The organism is Leucobacter sp. NPDC015123, from assembly GCF_043080205.1.
GTDB classification, from domain to species: domain Bacteria; phylum Actinomycetota; class Actinomycetes; order Actinomycetales; family Microbacteriaceae; genus Leucobacter; species Leucobacter aridicollis_A.
In genome coordinates this window covers 31,037-50,368 of record NZ_JBIBVH010000011.1, presented here as the reverse complement: position 1 = coordinate 50,368, position 19,332 = coordinate 31,037, and the positions used below count along the sequence as shown (strand labels likewise).

At 64.7% G+C, this 19,332-nt stretch carries 11 protein-coding genes; 4 read left to right on the top strand and 7 right to left on the bottom strand.

The features are described 5' to 3' along the window. A partial coding sequence (locus ACF07D_RS15645) for an Ig-like domain-containing protein (protein WP_391505529.1) occupies positions 1-1,456 on the top strand: 1,456 nt, incomplete at its 5' end. 99 nt (positions 1,457-1,555) lie between these two features. Here the strand turns inward: ACF07D_RS15645 and ACF07D_RS15640 are convergent. Next, positions 1,556-2,047 carry an S-ribosylhomocysteine lyase gene (locus ACF07D_RS15640; protein WP_391505528.1) on the bottom strand — a complete coding sequence of 164 codons (492 nt, stop codon included), beginning with the start codon at positions 2,045-2,047 and terminating at the stop codon, positions 1,556-1,558. A gap of 189 nt (positions 2,048-2,236) precedes the next feature. Next, complete coding sequence (locus ACF07D_RS15635; protein ID WP_119282002.1) at positions 2,237-2,500, bottom strand: hypothetical protein; 264 nt, start codon at positions 2,498-2,500, stop codon at positions 2,237-2,239. A gap of 387 nt (positions 2,501-2,887) precedes the next feature. Between ACF07D_RS15635 and ACF07D_RS15630 the strand changes: the two genes are divergently transcribed. Together ACF07D_RS15630 and ACF07D_RS15625 are read left to right on the top strand one after the other, a co-directional pair. Next, positions 2,888-3,442, top strand: a complete 555-nt coding sequence (locus ACF07D_RS15630) for a purine-nucleoside phosphorylase (protein WP_391505527.1) — start codon at positions 2,888-2,890, stop codon at positions 3,440-3,442. A 367-nt stretch (positions 3,443-3,809) separates the two neighbouring features. After that, complete coding sequence (locus tag ACF07D_RS15625; RefSeq protein ID WP_391505526.1) at positions 3,810-4,325, top strand: CGNR zinc finger domain-containing protein; 516 nt, start codon at positions 3,810-3,812, stop codon at positions 4,323-4,325. Positions 4,326-4,383: 58 nt separating this feature from the next. Here ACF07D_RS15625 and ACF07D_RS15620 read toward each other — a convergent pair whose 3' ends face one another. The 4 genes from ACF07D_RS15620 to ACF07D_RS15605 all read right to left on the bottom strand — a co-directional run bounded on the left by ACF07D_RS15620 (position 4,384) and on the right by ACF07D_RS15605 (position 8,429). Next, on the bottom strand, positions 4,384-5,523 hold the full coding sequence (locus tag ACF07D_RS15620; protein WP_391505525.1) for an AI-2E family transporter: 1,140 nt from the start codon (positions 5,521-5,523) through the stop codon (positions 4,384-4,386). Between the two features lie 71 nt (positions 5,524-5,594). Further along, on the bottom strand, positions 5,595-6,572 hold the full coding sequence (locus tag ACF07D_RS15615) for a TIGR00730 family Rossman fold protein (RefSeq protein WP_391505524.1): 978 nt from the start codon (positions 6,570-6,572) through the stop codon (positions 5,595-5,597). Then, positions 6,557-7,951 (bottom strand): bifunctional pirin family protein/GNAT family N-acetyltransferase, encoded by a 1,395-nt coding sequence (locus tag ACF07D_RS15610; protein WP_391505523.1) that lies wholly within the window; start codon positions 7,949-7,951, stop codon positions 6,557-6,559. The genes ACF07D_RS15615 and ACF07D_RS15610 overlap by 16 nt, the downstream gene beginning before the upstream one ends. 22 nt (positions 7,952-7,973) lie before the next feature. After that, entirely contained in the window at positions 7,974-8,429 is a 456-nt protein-coding gene (locus tag ACF07D_RS15605) for a DUF3817 domain-containing protein (protein WP_391505522.1), read from the bottom strand. Positions 8,430-8,897: 468 nt separating this feature from the next. Here ACF07D_RS15605 and ACF07D_RS15600 point away from each other — a divergent pair, with 468 nt between their 5' ends. Then, positions 8,898-17,675, top strand: coding sequence for a VWA domain-containing protein (locus tag ACF07D_RS15600; protein WP_391505521.1), 8,778 nt, complete (start codon positions 8,898-8,900; stop codon positions 17,673-17,675). A gap of 147 nt (positions 17,676-17,822) precedes the next feature. Here ACF07D_RS15600 and ACF07D_RS15595 read toward each other — a convergent pair whose 3' ends face one another. Then, complete coding sequence (locus ACF07D_RS15595) at positions 17,823-19,316, bottom strand: peptide MFS transporter (RefSeq protein ID WP_391505520.1); 1,494 nt, start codon at positions 19,314-19,316, stop codon at positions 17,823-17,825. Positions 19,317-19,332 lie beyond the last annotated feature (16 nt).

Sequence of the window (19,332 nt, the reverse complement as noted above, 5' to 3'; positions counted from 1 at the left end):
CACCGTTGTGAAGCCTGACGGCACGTTCGAGTGTGGTCCGATTGAGGGCGGCGGCGACCTGGAGGTTGTGCAGATCGATCCGGAGGGGAACGAGTCCGCTCCGATCGAGATCACGGTGACGAAGCCGCCGAAGGTTGACTCCACCGATGGCGGTGTCGTCACCGGTGAGGGTGAGCCTGGTGACACGATCGAGGTCCGCGATCCGGATACGGGTGAGGTGCTGTGCTCCACCGTTGTGAAGCCTGACGGCACGTTCGAGTGTGGTCCGATTGAGGGCGGCGGCGACCTGGAGGTTGTGCAGATCGATCCGGAGGGGAACGAGTCGGCCCCGATTGAGATCACGGTGACGAAGCCGCCGAAGGTTGACTCCACCGACGGTGGCGTCGTCACCGGTGAGGGTGAGCCCGGCGACACGATCGAGGTCCGCGATCCGGACACGGGCGAGGTGCTCTGCTCCACCGTTGTGAAGCCTGACGGCACATTCGAGTGCGGCCCGATTGAGGGCGGCGGCGACCTGGAGGTCGTGCAGATCGATCCGGAGGGGAACGAGTCGGCCCCGATTGAGATCACGGTGACGAAGCCGCCGAAGGTTGACTCCACCGACGGTGGCGTCGTCACCGGTGAGGGTGAGCCCGGCGACACGATCGAGGTCCGCGATCCGGACACGGGCGAGGTGCTGTGCTCCACCGTTGTGAAGCCTGACGGCACGTTCGAGTGTGGCCCGATCGGTGACGGCTCCTTTGAAGTTGTGCAGATCGATCCAGACGGCAACGAGTCGGCCCCGGTGCAGGTCATCGTGGATACGACTCCGCCGGCGCCCCCAGTTGTCAACCCGACTGACGGCAAGACTGTCGGCGGCACCGCTGAGCCGGGGTCAACAGTGACAGTGAAGGATAAGGACGGCAACGTCGTCTGTGAGACTGTCGCAGCGGCAGATGGCAAGTGGAGCTGCACGCTCGAGCCACCTGTGCAGCCGGGCACGTCACTGTCAGTCACCGCTACGGATTCGCACGGCAACGTTTCGGAGCCGACAGTGATCCAGGTCGGCAGCCCCTGGATGGAGCTGTCAGCCAAGACGCTGAAGCGCGGCGAGACTCTCGTCATCACTGGCCACTGGTTCGCGCCTGGCGAGAGTGTCGCGGGGTCGATCAAATCTGAAACCGTCGAGCTCGGTACTCAGGTCGCGAACGAGAACGGCGAGGTTGTGTTCGAATTCAAGATCCCAGCTGACTTCGAACTCGGCGACCACACCGCGTTCCTTGACGGGGCAGACTCCGAGCTCCTGCAGCTCCCGTTCGAGGTTGTCGCAGTGACGCCGCCGAAGCCTGACCCGGGCCTGCCGGGCACTGGCGGACAGCTGCCGTTCATCGGCGGCGCGGCGGCACTCCTGCTTCTCGCAGGCGGCGCGACTGCTCTCATCCTCCGGAGGCGGTCGGGTGTACGGGAATCGGCCTAAGAAGTAAGATGCGCAGCGTCGGAACACTGTTCCGGCGCTGCGCATCTTGCTGCCAATGGGGGAGCGGGTCGCCACTCACCGCGGCCGCGCGCGTGCTGGTTACGCGATGACGCTGCGGTCGAACGCGTCGACGCTGATGCCCTGTTCGAGCACCTGCTTCGACCATTCCTTGGCAGAGTGCAGGCTGTGATCTCGGTAGTTGCCGCAGCTCTCGGCGGTGGTGCCAGGCACGTCTTCCCACTCGACCTTCTCGACGAGGTCGGTCAGCGAGGTCTTGATAGCCGACGCGACCTCCGCTGAGCTTGGCTCACCCCACACGATCATGTGGAAGCCCGTCCGGCAGCCGAAGGGCGAAATGTCGATGAGGCCGTCGAACCGTGTGCGCAGGAGCGCGGCGATTGTGTGCTCGATGGTGTGGAGACCGGCTGTCGGGATCTCGCCGGCGTTTGGCTGCACGAGGCGAATGTCAAAGTTCGAGATCGCGTCACCCTTCGGGCCGCGTTCGACGCCGATGAGTCTGACGTACGGCGCGAGCACCTTCGTGTGGTCAAGGGCGAAACTCTCTACTGCGGCAAGCTCAACGTCACTCATGCCGCAAGTGTAGCCTCGCGGGTGGGGCGCGCAGCCGAATGTGACGCGCAGCTACGGGGCGACCGGAGCAGCACCCAGGAGGTGGGAACGCACATGCCCCGCCGATCCGGTCAGGATCGACGGGGCATTTCAAGCGGTTGCGCGGCTACGCGGCTGCGTCGCTACACGACCAGTGGTTGATCGGCTCGACTACGCGGCGCGGCTGAGCGCGATGCGCGCGTTGGTGCCGGCTGCTTCGACAGCGACGTCCCAGCCTGCCTTGTCCAGTCGGACGAGGTCACGGCGGGCGTCTGCGAGTGTGTCGGTCTCGACAACGTAGAGCGTGCGGCCCGCGCTGCGGTACACGGAGCGGTGTTGTGCCCACGCGGGAATCCGCATCTTTGCGCCTTCGCCGAGCGAGTGGTACGGAGTACGCGGCGCTGGGCGGATGGGGGTGATGTTCTGCGTATGCATAGTGATAGGTCCTTTCGAAGCCGCGTCGTCGTCATGACGAGCGGCGGTAATGAGCACGCTGTGCTGAGTGCAGACACATGTGCGTGCTTGGCCTCGATTGAGGCGGTCGATCCATGCGGATCTTGGTGAGCTGCTGCGCACTTCGCTGGAATGAAGACTGGCCCTGCACTGGACGAAATCGCGGTCGCTTGCAAGCTCTGTTGAATATCTTAGAACAAGTCTTCGAAAAACACCAGTGATGATTTCGCTTCGCTTGCGCAGCCCGCGCAAATCAGCGGCTGACTTTGCGCGATAGCCTTGGTTTCCGGGGCTTGCGATCGCGCCTGAGAGAACCGCTCGAAGCCCCCGCGCTGCAGCGTTTCGCCGCTTTGACTATGAGGAGACTTCATGACAGCCAACCGTACCTTGCTCGTGTTTGCTCACGGTGACGAGGCGTCTGCCTTCGCTGACGTGCCGCACCTGGTGACCGGCGTCGGCAAGATCAATGCTGCTGTGTCGCTCGCCAAGGAGCTCAGCGTCGGCGACGTGGGGCGCGTCGTCGTGCTCGGAACCGCAGGCGTCGTTGGGGAGGGCACAGATCGGCTATCTCTCGACACTGTGTACCAGGTGACTGCGCTCGTGCAGCACGACTTTTCGTTGCCGTCTGAGACTCTCATTCCGGGTGGGACTGTGCTGCTTGAGGAGACCGCCACCATGGCGACTGGGGACCAGTTTGTGAAGGATGATGCGCAGCGTGCCCACATTGCCGGCCTCGGTGCTCAACTCGTCGACATGGAGGGGTACGCCTACGGGGCACTGTGCGCCCGGTTTGAGGTGCCGCTGCAGGTGTTTAAGGTTCCGTCCGACTTTGCTGACAGCTCGACTACCGACGAGGAGTGGGACGAGATTGTTTTCACGAAGAGCCGCCAGCTGCGCGCGTTCTGGGAGGACCGTCTGCGCTAGGCGCCAAACCACACGCCCATATGCGGGTTCCACGGCTGCCTGGTCTGCGAGGGCTGGCACCCGGTCAAGCGGTCATGCGTGCAACCGGCTGGGGGCGAGTGGGCGCAGTTCGACCCGATGCGCGCCGCAGCGAGCGCAGCGCACGTAGCGCACGATGCCCTCTGACGTCGAATGGTGCGACTCCGTTCGCCACGAGTGTTCGTGTGCGCGGCGGGCTTGTTCGGCTGTGTGCGAGGTCTGTGGGGCGCCTGAGCCGTTGGCGACAGGTTGCGTGCCAGGTTCGGCGGAAGTCGCGTGCGGGGTGGTGCCGGGCTGGCTAGTGGTTGGTGCGGTGGTGCTCATGAGACAAGCGTGATGTAATGCCCTTATGCATCTCAACCCTTACGGCACCTACGCTGTGCTGCTCGCGGCTTCGCTCGCCAACGACTGGCCGGTGGATCGCTCAGGGGTCGAGGAGCGAACGCGCGAGTTCGGCATGACGATGCGCTTCGCCGTGGATGACGGAGACCATGCAGCGGTACGTGCCGTGATCGATGAATGGCTCAGAGTTGTCGACGCCGAGAACCCAGAGCGCCGCGCCGAGATTCTCAATCGGCAGATGGCCGACGCGGCCGCGTTTCCGCAGCTCGTGAACCACGACGGCGAGGGCTGGCACCTCCACTACCGCGACGACAGGCAATCACTCCCAGGGGTACTGCGCTCAGTGATCCCTGTCGGAACGGCCCTGCATCTCACGACGCGCGGAGTCACCCGACTCGGACGATGCGCGGCGGAACCGTGCACCCACGTGGTCGTCGATGTGACCCGCAATGGCAGGCAGCGCTACTGCTCGGTGCGGTGCGCAAACCGCGCGGCGGTTCGGCGGCATCGCGCCCGCGGCTAAACCCGGCGCACGTAGCTAGCGAAGGATCTGCCGATGGCACGCCGTGCTCCGGCCGCAGCTAGTCGGCGGGTGGTCTACCGGATTCGGCGGTGAGGTTGTCGCCAGAAAGCCAGCGCAGCCACCCCATGTTCGGGTCGCGCTCAAGGATGAGCGCGCGGACGAGGAGCGTCAGCGGGATCGCAAGGATGGCGCCGAGTGGTCCGATGATGAACGTCCAGAAGAGCACTGACACAAAGCTGAGCGTCAGGCTCAAGCTCACGGCGTCGCTGACGAACTTGGGCTGGATAAGCACCTGGAGCAGCACGTTCGCGACTGCATAGACCGCGACCACCGCGAGCATCAGCGGCCACCCGCCGACAACGAGCGCGAGAATTGCGGGCGGCACGAGGCCGAGCACGAAGCCGATGTTCGGAACGAAGTTCGTAACGAACGAGAGGATGGCCCACACGAGGGGAGCTGGGATGCCGAGTGCCCAGAGGGCGAGACCATCGACGACCGCGACGAGGAGACCGAACGCCGCGTTCACGACGTAGTAGCGGCGCACGTTGCTGTTGAAGTTTGCGAAGCGCCGCACGCGAGGGCCGGCCGAGGGCCCAAACTCTCGCGTGGCCCGTGCGAAGCGGCCGGCGTCGGCAGCCATGAATATCGCGTAGGCGAAGATGAAGAACAGCGCCGTCAGCACGCCAAGGATACTGCTACCAAGCGACGTCGCGTACTGGACAATCGTTGACGGCGTGAGCACCGAGGTGATGGCGTCGGTGAACTGATCGCTCAGGCCCAGCGAGGTGAAAAACTCGAAGAGCGCGTCGGCAGTTGCCCGCAGGTCTGCGCTGTAGGCGATGACGAGCTGCGTGAACTCGGCAGTCGCGAACGCAAGCATGGCGGCGAGCACAAGCAGGATCGCCCATGAGAGCGCAACGACGACCGATGTCGACACCCAGCTCGGCACGCCGCGGCGGTCGAGCGGGCGCCGCACCGGTGAACAGATGATGACGATCACCGCTGCGAGGGCGAGCGGGCCAATCACCTCGCGCGCAAACGACACCCCAGCGAGCACGATGACGGCTGCCGCGAGACCGAGCAGCACGGTGAGCGACGGGGGTATGCCAGTCTGTGTGCGTACCGGCGCCAGGGAGGCTGGCGTCTCCGCGTGTGCGGGCGAGGCGCTGGGATGAGGCTGGTGCGCAGCGTCGTTCATGCACTCAGCGTAATGGAAGTTACGCCGGCTGCGTCAGGAAAGCGGCTACTCGACGAGATGAGAAATTGCGGCTACGACCACTTGGGTCGCGGTGGCTGCCACTCGCCGATCTTCGCGAAGAGCTCGGCCGGCTCGGTCGCGACGATCAGTGCGCCCCTTGCCTCAGGCTTCGAGAACCCAGCGTCGACCATCGCGTCGATCGCGCCGATGAGCGGCTGCCAGTACCCCTCGATGTCGTAGAGCGCCACAGGCTTCGTGTGGATGCCGAGCGTCACCCACGTCCACACCTCGAAGATCTCCTCGAGGGTTCCCGGGCCACCCGGAAGCGCGACGAAGGCATCGGTGAGTTCAGCCATTCGGCGCTTGCGATCTGGCATCGACGCAACGACCTCAAGACGGGTGAGCCCCGTGTGTCCGGTCTCGCCGTTGAGCAGCGCTTCCGTGATGACGCCGAACGCGCTGCCTCCTGCGTCGAGCACGGCGTTGGCGACAGTGCCCATGAGGCCGACCTTGCCGCCACCGTAAACGAGTTCGATGCCCGCTCGCGCCATCGCACCGCCGAATTCGCGCGCACCAGCGGCGAAGGCGTCGGAGTTACCGAACGCCGACCCTGTGAACACCGCAAGGCGCTGCGCTGGGCGTTCGGGTCGGGCGAGGGCTGGGAAGACGTGCTCGATGTTGAGCGGCGCCATCGCGGGGTTCTCTTCGTGTGGGTCTGCCCATTCGAGATGTTCAATCTCGGCGAGTGGGCGGTCGACCGCGACGTAGGGATGCTCGAACACGTGCGCGATGACGTCGCGCTCGGGCTCGTTGGCGGCTGGGGAGCGGAACTGCCCGAGGCCGCGAAGACGGAGCGGATCGAGTTCCACTCCGAGTTCCTCTCGGAACTCGCGGATTGCGGTGTCTCGGGGATCCTCGCCGGTCTCCGGTTTTCCGCCGGGAAGCATGAGCGAATCGGTTCCGCGCTTTCTGACGTTGAGGACCCTGCCCTCAGCGTCGCGAATGACGACAGCGCTGACCCGAATGGGCTCGGCTAGGTGTTCGGCCAATCGACGATCTCCTCGTACTCGGGGTGCTTCTTCAGCCACGCCGACACGTAGGGGCAATACGGAACGATGCGCATTCCAGCGGCGCGCGTGTCAGCCATGGCTTCAGTGACAAGCGTACCGGCGAGGCCGCGGCCGCCGAACTCGGGGCTGACCTCGGTGTGAACGAACGCGCGGGCGTTGCCGCGAGCTGGCACCCGGTACTCAGTGAAGCCCGCCAGGGCCTGTTCGACGTAGATTGCGTATCTTGAGGAGTCTGGCTCGTGGGCGACTCGGATGTGTTCTGCTGCATCAGACATGGGGGCCTCCTTGGAAGACGAGTGCGAAGTTGAAGCGTCGCGACCTGCCGTGGCGAGCGTTCCCGTCGCTGGCGGGAGCGGGCCGAGCTTACTGCGGGGCAGAAGTCGCGCTGTCGGCAGTTCTGGGGCTGGGAGTGGCGGCTCAGGCTCGTTGTCTGGTAATCCGAATCGGTCGGAGTCGGCGGGCTCGGAGCTGTTGATCGTTGCCTGCCACGCGTCGCGGGCGGCGGCGACCTCCTCGTGGGAGCCGCCGATGAAGTTCCACCACATCACGAGCTCGTCCTCGAATGGCGCGCCACCGATGAGGAGGAGGTGTGCGCCGTCTGCTCCAGCGGTGATCGTGAGCTCAGCGCACCCGGCAGCGGCAAAGCCGAGGTCGTTTGCGCGGAGCGATGTACCTTCGGCCTTGTCAGGTGAGAGCGTTGCCGAGCCGGTGTCAACGAGCAGACCGTGCTCGTGGGTCGGGTCAACTTCGAGAGTGAGGCTCGTTCCCGCCTCGAGGGTGAGTTCGGCCCCAACGAGCGGCGTGTGTGTCTCGACGGGGGAGTGCTGCCCGAGCAGCGAGCCGAGGAACACCTGGGCCGTGTAGCCGTCGCCGGTGAGAAGCGGTGGCACGTAGTGGTCGAACCGCTTTGCGATGCCGCGCGCGTGTGCGGGGAGCGCGATCCAGAGCTGTGCGCCGTGCAGCAGCGTGGTGTCGGGGGTTGACCGCTCGGAGTGGCTGATTCCTGAGCCAGCGGTCATGAGATTCAGCTCGCCGGGGCGAACCATCGCGTGGTTGCCCGCGCTGTCGCGGTGCTCGATGGTGCCCGAAAAGAGCCAACTCGCGGTCTGCAGTCCCGTGTGGGGATGTGCGCGAACCTGCATGCCGCCTGACTCTGCGACATCATCGGGGCCGTAGTGGTCGAGAAAGCACCAGGCGCCGATGAGGCTGCGACCCCGCTGGGGGAGTGTGCGGCGCACCGGCATGCCTCGGAGGCCGCCAAGCGGCACCTCCCTCGGTTCAAGTACCTCTACAGCGCCCGCGGTGCCTGGGCCTGCAGCGCAGACAGTTTCTTCGGGCTGTGCCTCAAGATTGCTCATGATTGTGCTCCTTTTGGAGATCCTAACCCTTGGGCACCGGGGGGCCCAACCAGAGGAGTACACGGAACACAATCACGACGAGGATCGCGATCAGGCCGATCGAGAGGATCGGTCGACGCAGGATCCACGCCTGGACATGCTCAACGAAGCCGCTTGGGGCTTCGCCGCCGGGGGCGAGGCGCCAAGGGCCGGCAAGGAGGCCGCGCTTGTCGACGGCGCGTTCGAACGGGTAGGTCGCAAATGGCACGATGGCAAGGAGCAGGCCGGTGACGCCGAGACCGGGCTTCCAGCGCTGGTTGATCCACACAAACACTGTCGAGACACAGTAGGCGAGAAATACGAAGCCGTGAATGCCGCCGGCGATCGGGACCGCGCCGGCGGTGATGCCAGTCGCCCTGAGGATGAGCGCGGCGATCAGGCCGGCCCAGGTGATGACCTCCGCGGTCGCGAACAGGCGGAACAGATTTCTTGGGCTCATAGTGCTCCTCATCTTGCCCGATCGGGGTTGGGAACTTCCTCGATTCGCCATTGGTAACGATCTTGACACGCCGACCACTTCCGTAGAGACTTCAGAGGCGAGTTCTGCTGGGCGGAATGAATGAACTGAACCCAGAAGTTCCGGGCTACGGAACTGCTTGTGTGTGGATAGAAACCCCAGTTCATAATGGGTTTCAATGGACACCTCCCGCCTATATCGGTGAGTATGAAAGACATGTGTCACGATTACCAATCATCGATTGTTCACTCACAAGGCGGAATCATCGGACTTGATTTTGTGAATCCTGACGCTTATCGTCAACGAGTACGCTATGGGTTCTCTGGGGCCCAACGATTACTGCAGCATCATTGGGGATGGGGAATTCGCATGTCACGACGGGGTCAGCAATTTCGATTGGCGGGAGCGTCTGCCAGAGCGCGAAGGCGGAGCATTGGTCGCCTGGTTGCGATGGTCCTCGCGGGCGCGGTGATTTACACGGGTCTGCCGACAGCGGCCTACGCCGTGACAACGCCCCCCGCTGATCAGCCAACAGTCGAGACAACCGGGCCGGAAACGACGGAGGCGCCGGAGACCGACCCAGGAACTGACTCGGGAAGCGAGACAGGCGAGACACCGCCCGCAGCTCCCGTTGCTCCAAGCGACGAGGAAAGCACGCCGGAACCCCAGGCGGAGGCGCCGAGCGAAGACGGTTCCACGGGAGGCGAAGCCAAGGCGGCTGCCCCGCGAGCGGCAGCGGCAGACGTCGCACCGGCTGCGGTTCCGACACTCAACGGCGGCCCTGGAACGGGAACGCCGCCCGGGGCCTCGGAGTGGCTGATCCAGATCGCCGCGACAGGCGACAGGAACGGACTGAACAGCCGTGAAAACCTTGCAGGGGTCGCCTTCAGCGCATTCCAGGCGACAAGCCTCACGAACGTGACGAACCAGACTGCCGTAGCGACATGTACGACCGACGCGACTGGCCAGTGCTGGATGAAGGTGCCAACACGGGGATCTGGATCGAGTTCCCCCGGGTACCTCGTGAGGTCAGTCGAAGCGCCTGGCGGCTGGTCGATTCTCTCGACGATGAACACCTCATCAAATGGCCTCTCAGTCGGCACGGCAGAGCCCTACAGCTTCTACACCGGGGCGGCGCGCAGCGGCGGCTCGGCCGCCGACCGGACCTTCAGGCCCCCGACAGGCTCGAGCCTCCGTGCGAGCTCCGGTACCTGGTCGAGCGTGCGCAACAACCCGTCGATCCCCGCCGAGTGCGGCATCGACGTTGCCCTGCTCGTCGACCTCTCGACATCGGTCTCACAGACGAGTGGTGCGCTCCAGCAGATCCGTAACGCGTCCTCGGCAGTCGTGAGTGCGCTCACAGGCACCCCATCGCGAGTCGCCCTCCACACCTTCGGAACCGTGTCTCCGGCGCCAGGGGCAAACAACAGCTTCTTGGGCCTCACGAGCGTCGCGACTGCGGCCCAGGCCCAAACCGTGAAGGACAAGGCAAACGGCCTCACAATCAGCAGCTCGACCCAGTACACGAACTGGGACGCGGGCCTCTGGTCGCTGAACACGATGGCGCCACAACTCGACGCCGTCATCATGATCACCGACGGTCTTCCCACCGTGTACGGTCAGAATGGCGACGGCGCACGGGCGACGCGTTTCTTCGAGATGGAGAACGCGATCGCGTCAGCGAACGCCATCAAGGCCCAGAACGTGAAGATTATGGCCGTCGGAGTGGGCCTCGGGGTCTCTGGAGACTCGTACAACCTTCAGGCAATCTCAGGCCCGACGGCCAACTCTGACTACTACCAAGTGAGCAACTGGAACAACCTCGAGGCCCAGCTCCGGGCACTTGCCTCCGCAAACTGTGACGGCACCGTGAACGTCGTCAAGCAGGTCATTCCAGTTGGCGGGACCGTTGCCAATGCGCAGCCCAAGAACAACTGGGGGTTCACCGCACAGACAGGCGCCGCGGCGGTTCGCATCGACGAGGTCGGAACGACGTTCGCGACGACTGCTTCCGGGCTGACGGGGGCGACCGGTGTGCTCGGCTTCCGCTCGAACTTTGAAGGTACGACTCAAGCCAACCGGCGCATGAGCGTGACCGAGACACTTGGCCTCGAGCACACGCTCGCGCCGCAGAACGGCAAGAACGCAGTCTGTACGCGAACCGACACTGGCGCGAGCGTGGCAGTCACAAACATTGACAGTCCGACGAATCCAGGCTTCAGCGTCGACCCGATCCAGAACGCAACGGTGACCTGCACGATCTACAACCAGGCGCAGGACAGGTCTGCGCAGCTGCGCGTGGACAAAGTGTGGAAGATCGACGCTGACGGAGACGGCACCTTCGAAGAAGTGACCGACCCGAACGTTGCTCCCACGGCAATCCCCGGGCTCAGCGCAGGCCTGCAGCTCAGCGACAACACCAGGCTTCCAGGCGGAGTCGTGAACTTCGGCCAGACAGTCTCAAACCTTGCGCTCGACTCGACAGTTGCGGTCACTGAGACAGTGAACGGACTGCCGCCGCTCTGCACGAACACTGCAACGTTCACTCCCGAGCTCCCAGGCGGCAAGGTGAAACTCACGCTCGCGAGCGACCAAGGCGTGAACGCCGTCACCATCACCAACACAGTGACGTGTGAGACGAAGCTCACTCTCGAAAAGTCGGTTGCCGACGGCAAGACCCCCGCAACCGACTGGAACCTCGACGCGATCGCCCCAGGCGGTGCGGCCACTGGCCCCTCGGGAGTCTCGGGCTCAGGCGCTGCGACGGCGGCAGTGACCCCCGGCGTTGTCTACCCGCTTGCGGAGGAGGCGCTGACGCCGGCCGCGAAGAAGTACACGCAGCAGTGGCGCCCGACGCTACAGAACCAGTGGGGCCCGAACCACGGCGCCGGTTCGACAGGCTCGTGGGTCTGCGTCGCGGCAACCTCAGTTGTCGACGGAAACCCGGTGTGGGCAAGCAACCAGAGCGACGGCCGTAACGGCGGCGTGACCGTGCAGCCCGGTGGCTGGATGAAGTGCACCGCAGTGAACGAGCCGAAGCCAACACTGCAGCTCGTCAAGCAGGTGCAGATCGACGACGAAGTCGAGATCGTGCCTGTCGGCGACGAGCGCTGGACGCTCGGCGCGAGCTGGACCGCACCCGTCGCAACCGGTAACGACGGAAGCGCGATCACACCGTACCCGGCAACCCAGGAGGCGCTCTCCGGCGCGGGCGGCTTCGCCGCGACCGAGGTGTTGCCAGGCGAGTACTCGCTGACTGAGTCTGCGGCGACCGCCGGGTTCGAGAACGGCACTGCCTTCTCGTGCGTCGTGAACGGCGACGAGCCGAAGCTCATCGACGTCGACTCAGACGACACGCTCCACCTCGGGGCAGGTGACAATGCAGTCTGCACGATCGTGAATACGGCGCTTCCATCGCCGCTCACAATCGAGAAGAGCGACGGCACCGTCGCGCAGCTCGCCACCGGCGACTGGCAAATTGACTACACAATCGCGGTGAAGAACCCCGGCCAGGTCGCGAGCACCTACACGCTCACTGACACCCCGGATCTGGGGGCAGGATTCACAGTTGTGTCGGGGAACTGGGTGGGCGCACCTGCGCCCGTCGCCGACAAGCCGATTGCGGCCGGCGCGACGCACGAGTACACGTACCGAGTGATCGCGAGCTTTGACAGCTCGACCGAAGAACCGTCGCTGACATGCGATCCTGAGCAGGGCGGTGCGTTCTTCAACACCGCCACGATCGCATTCCCCGGCGGCGAGGCAAGCGACTCCGGTTGTGGCGAACCTGCCACACCGACCGTTGAGAAGACCGCAGCTCAGCCAGTGCAGAACGCAGACGGGTCCTGGACGATCAACTACAAGATCGTGGTGACGAATCCGTCAGACATCCCCCTGGGTATCGACCTTGCTGACACGCTTGGCGAGCTTCCCGATGGTGCGACGTTCGAAGTGCAGAGCGTGAGCAGCACTGGCGGAACCCTGACGTCCGCCTGGAACGGCAGTGGTGCCCTCGTTACCGACGCTCTCGTCCCGCCGAAGGGCGCACTCACCGCGACCGTGACGGTCAAGTTCATCTTCCCGGCAAGCACAGACGCCGCCGCGCTGGTGTGCGATCAGGGCGGTGAAACGGGGCTCTGGAACACCGCCGTCGTTGATAACGGCATCGGCACTGACGAGTCGACTGTCTGTTCGGAGATCCCGTCGGGTAGTGCAGACATCACGAAGACGGTGAACCGTGTGTCGCAGCTTGCAGACGGCACGTGGGAGATCGTCTACGACGTGACCGCGAGCAACCTGCTCAGCCCGGTGACTGCGACCTACTCCCTTGCTGACACGCTGAAGTTTGGCGGCGACATCACCGTGAACACAGCGACATGGGCTGGCCCTGCAGGAACGACAGGTGCGTTTGATACAGCCGGTACCGCCACGCTTGCCACGAACCGCGCGCTTGCCGCAGGTGCGCAAGATAAGTACACGGTCTCTGTAATCGCGAGCATCGACCCGGCTGCGTGGACGGCCGAGGAATCGACACTCACCTGCGAGTCAGACGGATCAGCCTCGGGCTTCCTGAACACTGCAACGCTCACCGTTGGCGGAAAGACGACAGACGTGCGTGCGTGCGCTGAGCCAGACCTGCCGACAGTGGCGAAGACCGCGGTCGGCGCCGAGCAGGATGCGACCGACCCTGAACTGTGGCACGTGAGCTACACGCTCACAGTCACGCCAGGATCAGCTGACTCCTTCTACTCGCTCACTGATACGCCGGCGTTCGCTGACGGGGTGACACTCGGAGCTGGAACGGCGCAGCGGACAGACACCGACCCTGCCGGCGCCGCGGTGGGCATCACGAGTGGTGAAAAGTTCACCGCCGACCCGGTGGCGATCGCCGCAACCGACGAGCCGCACACGTGGCTCGTGAGCTGGGAAGCACGTCTTGGTGACGTCGCCACCGCAGACGCAGCGTGCGGCGAGCCAGAGTCGGGCTTCTTCAACTCGGCTGCACTCGTGCAAGGCGACGACGTCGTGAGCGAGAGCGACGCGTGCATCCCCGTGCCGAAGCCAGCCGACCCGACAGTCACGAAGAACGTCACGTCGGCGAGCCAGGAGCCGAACGGCGACTGGACAGTCACCTACGACCTCACCGTGACGCTCCCCGCCAAGGGCGAGTTGAACCGCGACGGTCTTTCGGCAAAGTACAACCTCAGCGACACACTCGCGTACGGTGCCGGCATCACCGTGCAGTCGGCTGCGTGGACCGGGCCGGCGGGCGCCGAGGGCGACTTCGATGACACGACGTGGTCGGCGAACCTCGCAACCGGGGCGACAATCGCCGCGGGCGAGGCGCTCACATACACTGTGACAGCCGTCGCACGGGTCACCGGCGAGGCTGTAGAGAACGGTACGACCGAGTGCGTCACCGAGGGTGACTCAGGTGGCTTCCTCAACACTGCAAAACTCGTCTCCGGTGGGAAGACAACCCCTGTGGAGGCCTGTGCAGAGCCTGAGCTGCCAACACTCACGAAGACCGCGGTTGGCGCAGTGCAAGACGAAGCCGATCCTGATCTCTGGCGCGTGAGCTACCTGCTCACCGTGACCCCGAGCGGCTTTGACGCCTCCTACACGCTGACGGATACCCCCGACTTCGCGGCGGGCATCCAGCTCGGCGATGGAACCGCCCAGCGCACTGACACCGACCCTGCGCAGGACGCGTTCGCGATCTCCTCGGGCCAGCCGTTCAGCGTTGGACCGACAGCGATCGGCGCCGGCGACGCACCCCACACGTGGCTAGTCACGTGGGAGGCGCGAGTCGGAACGGACGTCTCAGGCGAGCTCAACGAGTGCGAGGGCCCAGGAACCGGGTTCTTCAACATCGCAGAGCTCACGCAGGGAGAGACAGTCATCGACGACGACAGCGCGTGCGCGCCAGTCGAAGATCGGGTCTACCCGCAGGTCTCGAAGACGGTGACGCAGACCGCGCAGCAGCCAGACGGGAGCTGGACGATCGACTACGATCTCGTCGTGACCCTCGCACCAAAGGGCGAAGCGAACCCGGCAGGCCTGTCGGCAAAGTACGACCTCACCGACGTTCTCGCCTACGGCGCCGGCATCGACGTGAAGTCGGCATCGTGGACGGGTCCAGCCGACGCCTCGGGCGACTTCGACGCGGCCGGCTGGAGCGCGAGCATCGCGACAGGCAAGGGAATCAAGGCGGGAAGCACGCACACCTACAAGGTGAGCGTCGCGGCTGAGGTACCAGTCGGCGCCCTCGAGGAAGGCGCGGGTGAGTGCCTCACCGGCGGCGAAGCTGGCGGATTCTTGAATACCGCGAAGCTCGTCTCTGGCGCTGTGACGACACCTGTCGAGGCCTGCGCAGAGCCTGACCTGCCAACGATCACGAAGATCGCGGTTGGGGCTGAACAGGACGCGATGGATCCTGAGCTGTGGCGCGTGAGCTACACGCTCACCGTCACCCCGAGCGACTACGACTCGTCGTACACGCTCAGCGATACCCCTGAGTTCTCGGGTGGCGTCACCCTCGGTGACGGCACCGCGCAGCGCACCGACACCGACCCGGCAGGGGCGGAGCTCGGGATCGCCGCTGGCGCGCCATTCAGCGACGAGCCCACTCCAATCGGTGCCGGCGATGCACCCCACACGTGGCTCGTCACGTGGGAGGCGCGCGTCGGGGAAACGACCGTTGCGGCCTGTGAGGGCCCCGGAACCGGGTTCTTCAACACCGCGGCGCTCTCCCAGGGCGACACAGTCATCGGTGACGACACCGCATGCCTGCCTGTTCCAGACGCTGTGACGCCGCAGGTCTCCAAGACTGTGGCGGGGGCGATCCAGAATGCTGACGGCACGTGGAGGATCGACTACAACCTCGTGGTCGCGCTCGCCGCGAAGGGCCAGGACAACCCTGACGGGCTCGCCTCGAAGTACGACCTCAGCGACGTGCTCGCCTTCGGAGACGGGATCGACGTGAAGTCGGCCTCGTGGACAGGGCCAGCGGGCGCGCGAGGAGACTTCGCTGAGGCGACTTGGAGCGCAGACATCGCGAAGGGTGCAGCAATCGCGCCGGGCGCGACCCACGAGTACAGGGTCTCCGTCGTCGCCGATGTGACTGCCGCAGCAATCGAGTTCGGCTCCACTGCGTGCGCGACCGAGGGCGGGGACGGCGGGTTCCTGAACACCGCCGAGCTCACCTCCGGCGGCGACACGACGCCAGTCACGGCCTGTGCAGAACCGATCTTCCCGACAATCGAGAAGACTGGCGCATCATCGGTCGACAATGGCGACGGAACGTTCGACATCGCCTACAACGTTTCGGTGACATACCCGGAGATCGAATCGGGCTACCCGCTTGGCGTGAGCTTCTCGCTCGCCGACGAACCGCAGCTCCCAGCTGGCGTCGAGACCGTCGGCGGCTGGTCCGCAGCAGCGGCGAACAGCCAGACCCCAGCTCCGCAGAACCCGCGCCGGCCGGCGACTGGCGAGTGGAGACTCGTGGACGGAGCACAGTTCGTCAAGGAGAACGGCGAGTCATCGATTCCAGAGTTCGACTACCTCGTCTCGGCTACCGTCAAGGTTGTTCCCGGTGAGCTCGGTGAGCCAGGTGTCTGCGAAGACACCGAGGGTACCGGGATCGTTGTTCCGAACTTCGGAATCGCCACCTCTGGCGGATTCTCAGCCGAGGATGGCGGTTGCGTGACTGTGAACTTCAGGGACGTGGGAATCGAGAAGACTGCGGTGCTCGCAGAGGGTGAAACCTCGGTGCAGCCAGGCGACTCGTTCGACTACGTGCTCACTGTCACGAACCACGGCACCGCCCCGGCGACTGACGTCAAGGTGACAGACTCCGACATCAACGAGCGGCTGAGGATCACGGGTCTCACAGTCGACCCCGACGTCGCGTGGACGGAGGCCCCCGGATACGACGGCAACGATGTCGAGCTCACGATCGGCGAGATCGGTGTCGGCGAATCAGTCGACGTGCGCATCAGTGTCGAGTTCCTCCCAGCAGCGAACCTGCAGACGGAACCGATCCTGCAAGGTTCGCCGGCTCCCGCCGCGCCCGCGGCGCTCGACGAACTCACAAACACGGCGTGCGTCGAGATGGCAGGCGACTCGAATGCAAACAACAACTGCGACGAGGCAGAGGTTCCCGTACGGGATCTCACAGCAACCGTCTACACGCTCTGCGTGGCTGACGCGCCGATGCTTGGCTGGTCGGTTTCGAAGTCAGCGCTGCTTGAGGACAAGCCGGTGAACTTCCGGTGGACTCCAGACGGGGCGACTGCAGAAACGGTACCGGCTGAGGTGACGCTCACCGAGCCCGGTGGAAGCACGAGCTGGACCTCCACACAGGCATGGCCTGGATCGGCATTCACACCGTCAGGTGTCAGCATCGACTACCCAGGATGGCGTGCACTCAAGGCGTCCGACTTCGCCGCAGGCGGTGGCTACCTGCTGCCAGGCACCTCGACAGTCATGACTCCGGCGCAACAGGCAGAGTTCGTATTCAACGGGTTGATCCTCGACCCGAGCGAGCTTGACTTCTCCTGGCGCGGTGACACGACGATTCAGTTCTCGGTCAACCCCGAGCTGACGTTCAACGCGAGCTACCCACCGGCAACCGCTGGCTGTGGCGTCGCGCGCCACTCGCAGGTCGAGATTGAGAAGGACGCGAGCGTCACACGCACGCAGCCGGGCAAGTCGTTCGACTACACCCTCGCGGTGAAGAACGTGAGCGATGACAGCGCCGCCGAGGGTGTCGTCGTCACCGACAAGATCCCAGCCGATCTGAGGGTCGACTCGGTCGAGTGGGCAGGCAAGGGCAACGCCGACACCTTCCCGAACTGGAGCGAGTGCGATGTGACTGGCAAGGACCAGCGAGGCTACGGTGGAACGCTCCGCTGCGAGCTCTTCGGTCCGCTGCAGCCGAAGGGATCTGCCGAGGGAGCCTCCGAGGCACCCGAGATCACACTCGGTGTGACAGTTAACGCCGGATCGAATCGAACCGACGTCACGAACACCGCGACGGTGGATTACCACACGTTCGGTGACCCGGATGACTCGGGCCGGGACTCAGACAGCGCCACAGTGCTGCTGTGGGGCCTGCCCGTCACTGGTGCGCAGCTCGGGAGCATTGGCGGAGTTGCGGGCGGACTTCTCGTGCTCGGCGGAGCACTGCTGCTCTGGCGGAAGAAGCGCGGCGTGACACCCTAGCCACCTGACCCGCAGCGCGGACGTCGAGGCTTCCCCCAAGAATCCATTCGACGTATGCCCCATGTATCCCCGCTGCGACGCAAGAAGGGCCGGGCAGAAGCTCAAGCTTCTGCCCGGCCCTTCGACGCGCGGTGACGCGGGTTCGCGCTAGCGAATGCCGCCCATGAGTCGCAGCACGGGCTTACGCAGCAGGAAGAGGATCGCGCCTACCGCGATCGACGCGCCACCGAGCGCGAGGAAGTACGGGACCTCGTTCTCGGGAGTGTAGAAGCGCGACAGCGATCCGGAGGCGGCGGAACCGAGCGAGATCGACAGGAAGAACAGCGCAACCATCTGCGAATGGAACGCTCGGGGCGCGAGCTTCGTCGCGAGCGACTGCCCGACGGGGGAGATGCTGAGCTCCGCGAGCGTGAGCAGCAGAATGATCACCACGTAGGCGAGGAAGGGAACGGTGCCGTTTGCGCCGCCCGCAAATGGAATGAAGCACAGGAAAGCGACGCCCATGAGGGCAGTACCGATCGCAAACTTCACCGGTGTGCTTGGCTGCTTGTCGCCAAGCTTCACCCACATCGCTGCGAAGACTCCCGCAAGAATAATGATGAAGATCGGGTTGATCGACTGCACCATGCTTGGGGGCATCTCCCAACCAAAGATGTTGCGGTTCAGGCGCTGGTCTGCATAGATCGCGAGCACCGTGAACTGCTGCTGCGACAGCGACCAGAAGACCGCCGATGCGAGAAACAGGGGAATGAACGAGAACACCTGACGGCGCTCGGGGGCGGAGACCTGGCGGCTTGAAAGAATCACGGTGAACAGCACAACAACAGCGATCACGATGAGCACAACAACAACCGTCGAGAGGTTCTCTGCGGTGATCACGCCAAGCGAGAGCGCGAGAGCGATGAGCGCGATGGCGACACCGAAGATGACCGACCACACACGCTTCTGAGCCGGAGACAGTGGGTTCGCCGGCTTCCTGCTCGACTCGCTCACCGTGTGCTTGCGCATCGCGACATACTGCACGAGGCCAATCGCCATGCCGATGGCTGCGAGACCGAAGCCCCAGTGGAAGCCCTTCCAGCCCCACAGCGCGCTCGTAAGCAGCGGGCCAGCGAACCCGCCAATGTTTACGCCCATGTAGTAGATCGAGAACGCGGCGTCGCGTCGCTGGTCGCCCTTGTCGTACAGGTCGCCGAGTACCGTCGAGGTCGTCGTCTTCAACGAGCCGGAGCCGAGCGCAACGCCAACAAGGCCGATAGCGAGACCGAGCACGCCCGGGACGAGCGCGAGTGCGAGGTGGCCTCCCATGATGAGGCATGCGGCCGTGAGCAGGGTGCGCTCGGCGCCGAGCACGCGGTCAGCGACCCAGCCACCAAGCACAGCAGAGAGGTAGACGAGGCCTCCGTACGCGCCAACGATCGACGTCGCGGCGGCCTGAGACATTCCCAGGCCGCCGTCGGTGACGGAGTAGTAAATGTAGAAGGCGAGGAGCGCCTGCATGCCGTAGAAGCTGAACCGCTCCCACATCTCAACGCCGGCGAGGTTGGCAAGTCCCCACGGGTGGCCGAAGAAGCCACCCTTGCGCGGCTGTGACTGACTCGCCGGCGCCGTATTATCGGGCTGCGTAGTGGGTGATGACACGGGTTCTCCCCTGGGG

Bases quoted from the DNA above. Each gene is read 5' to 3' on its own strand.
- ACF07D_RS15640 (WP_391505528.1), bottom strand. From the start codon at position 2,047: ATGAGTGACGTTGAGCTTGCCGCAGTAGAGAGTTTCGCCCTTGACCAC.
- ACF07D_RS15635 (WP_119282002.1), bottom strand. From the start codon at position 2,500: ATGCATACGCAGAACATCACCCCCATCCGCCCAGCGCCGCGTACTCCG.
- ACF07D_RS15630 (WP_391505527.1), top strand. From the start codon at position 2,888: ATGACAGCCAACCGTACCTTGCTCGTGTTTGCTCACGGTGACGAGGCG.
- ACF07D_RS15625 (WP_391505526.1), top strand. From the start codon at position 3,810: ATGCATCTCAACCCTTACGGCACCTACGCTGTGCTGCTCGCGGCTTCG.
- ACF07D_RS15620 (WP_391505525.1), bottom strand. From the start codon at position 5,523: ATGAACGACGCTGCGCACCAGCCTCATCCCAGCGCCTCGCCCGCACAC.
- ACF07D_RS15610 (WP_391505523.1), bottom strand. From the start codon at position 7,951: ATGAGCAATCTTGAGGCACAGCCCGAAGAAACTGTCTGCGCTGCAGGC.
- ACF07D_RS15605 (WP_391505522.1), bottom strand. From the start codon at position 8,429: ATGAGCCCAAGAAATCTGTTCCGCCTGTTCGCGACCGCGGAGGTCATC.
- ACF07D_RS15600 (WP_391505521.1), top strand. From the start codon at position 8,898: ATGGTCCTCGCGGGCGCGGTGATTTACACGGGTCTGCCGACAGCGGCC.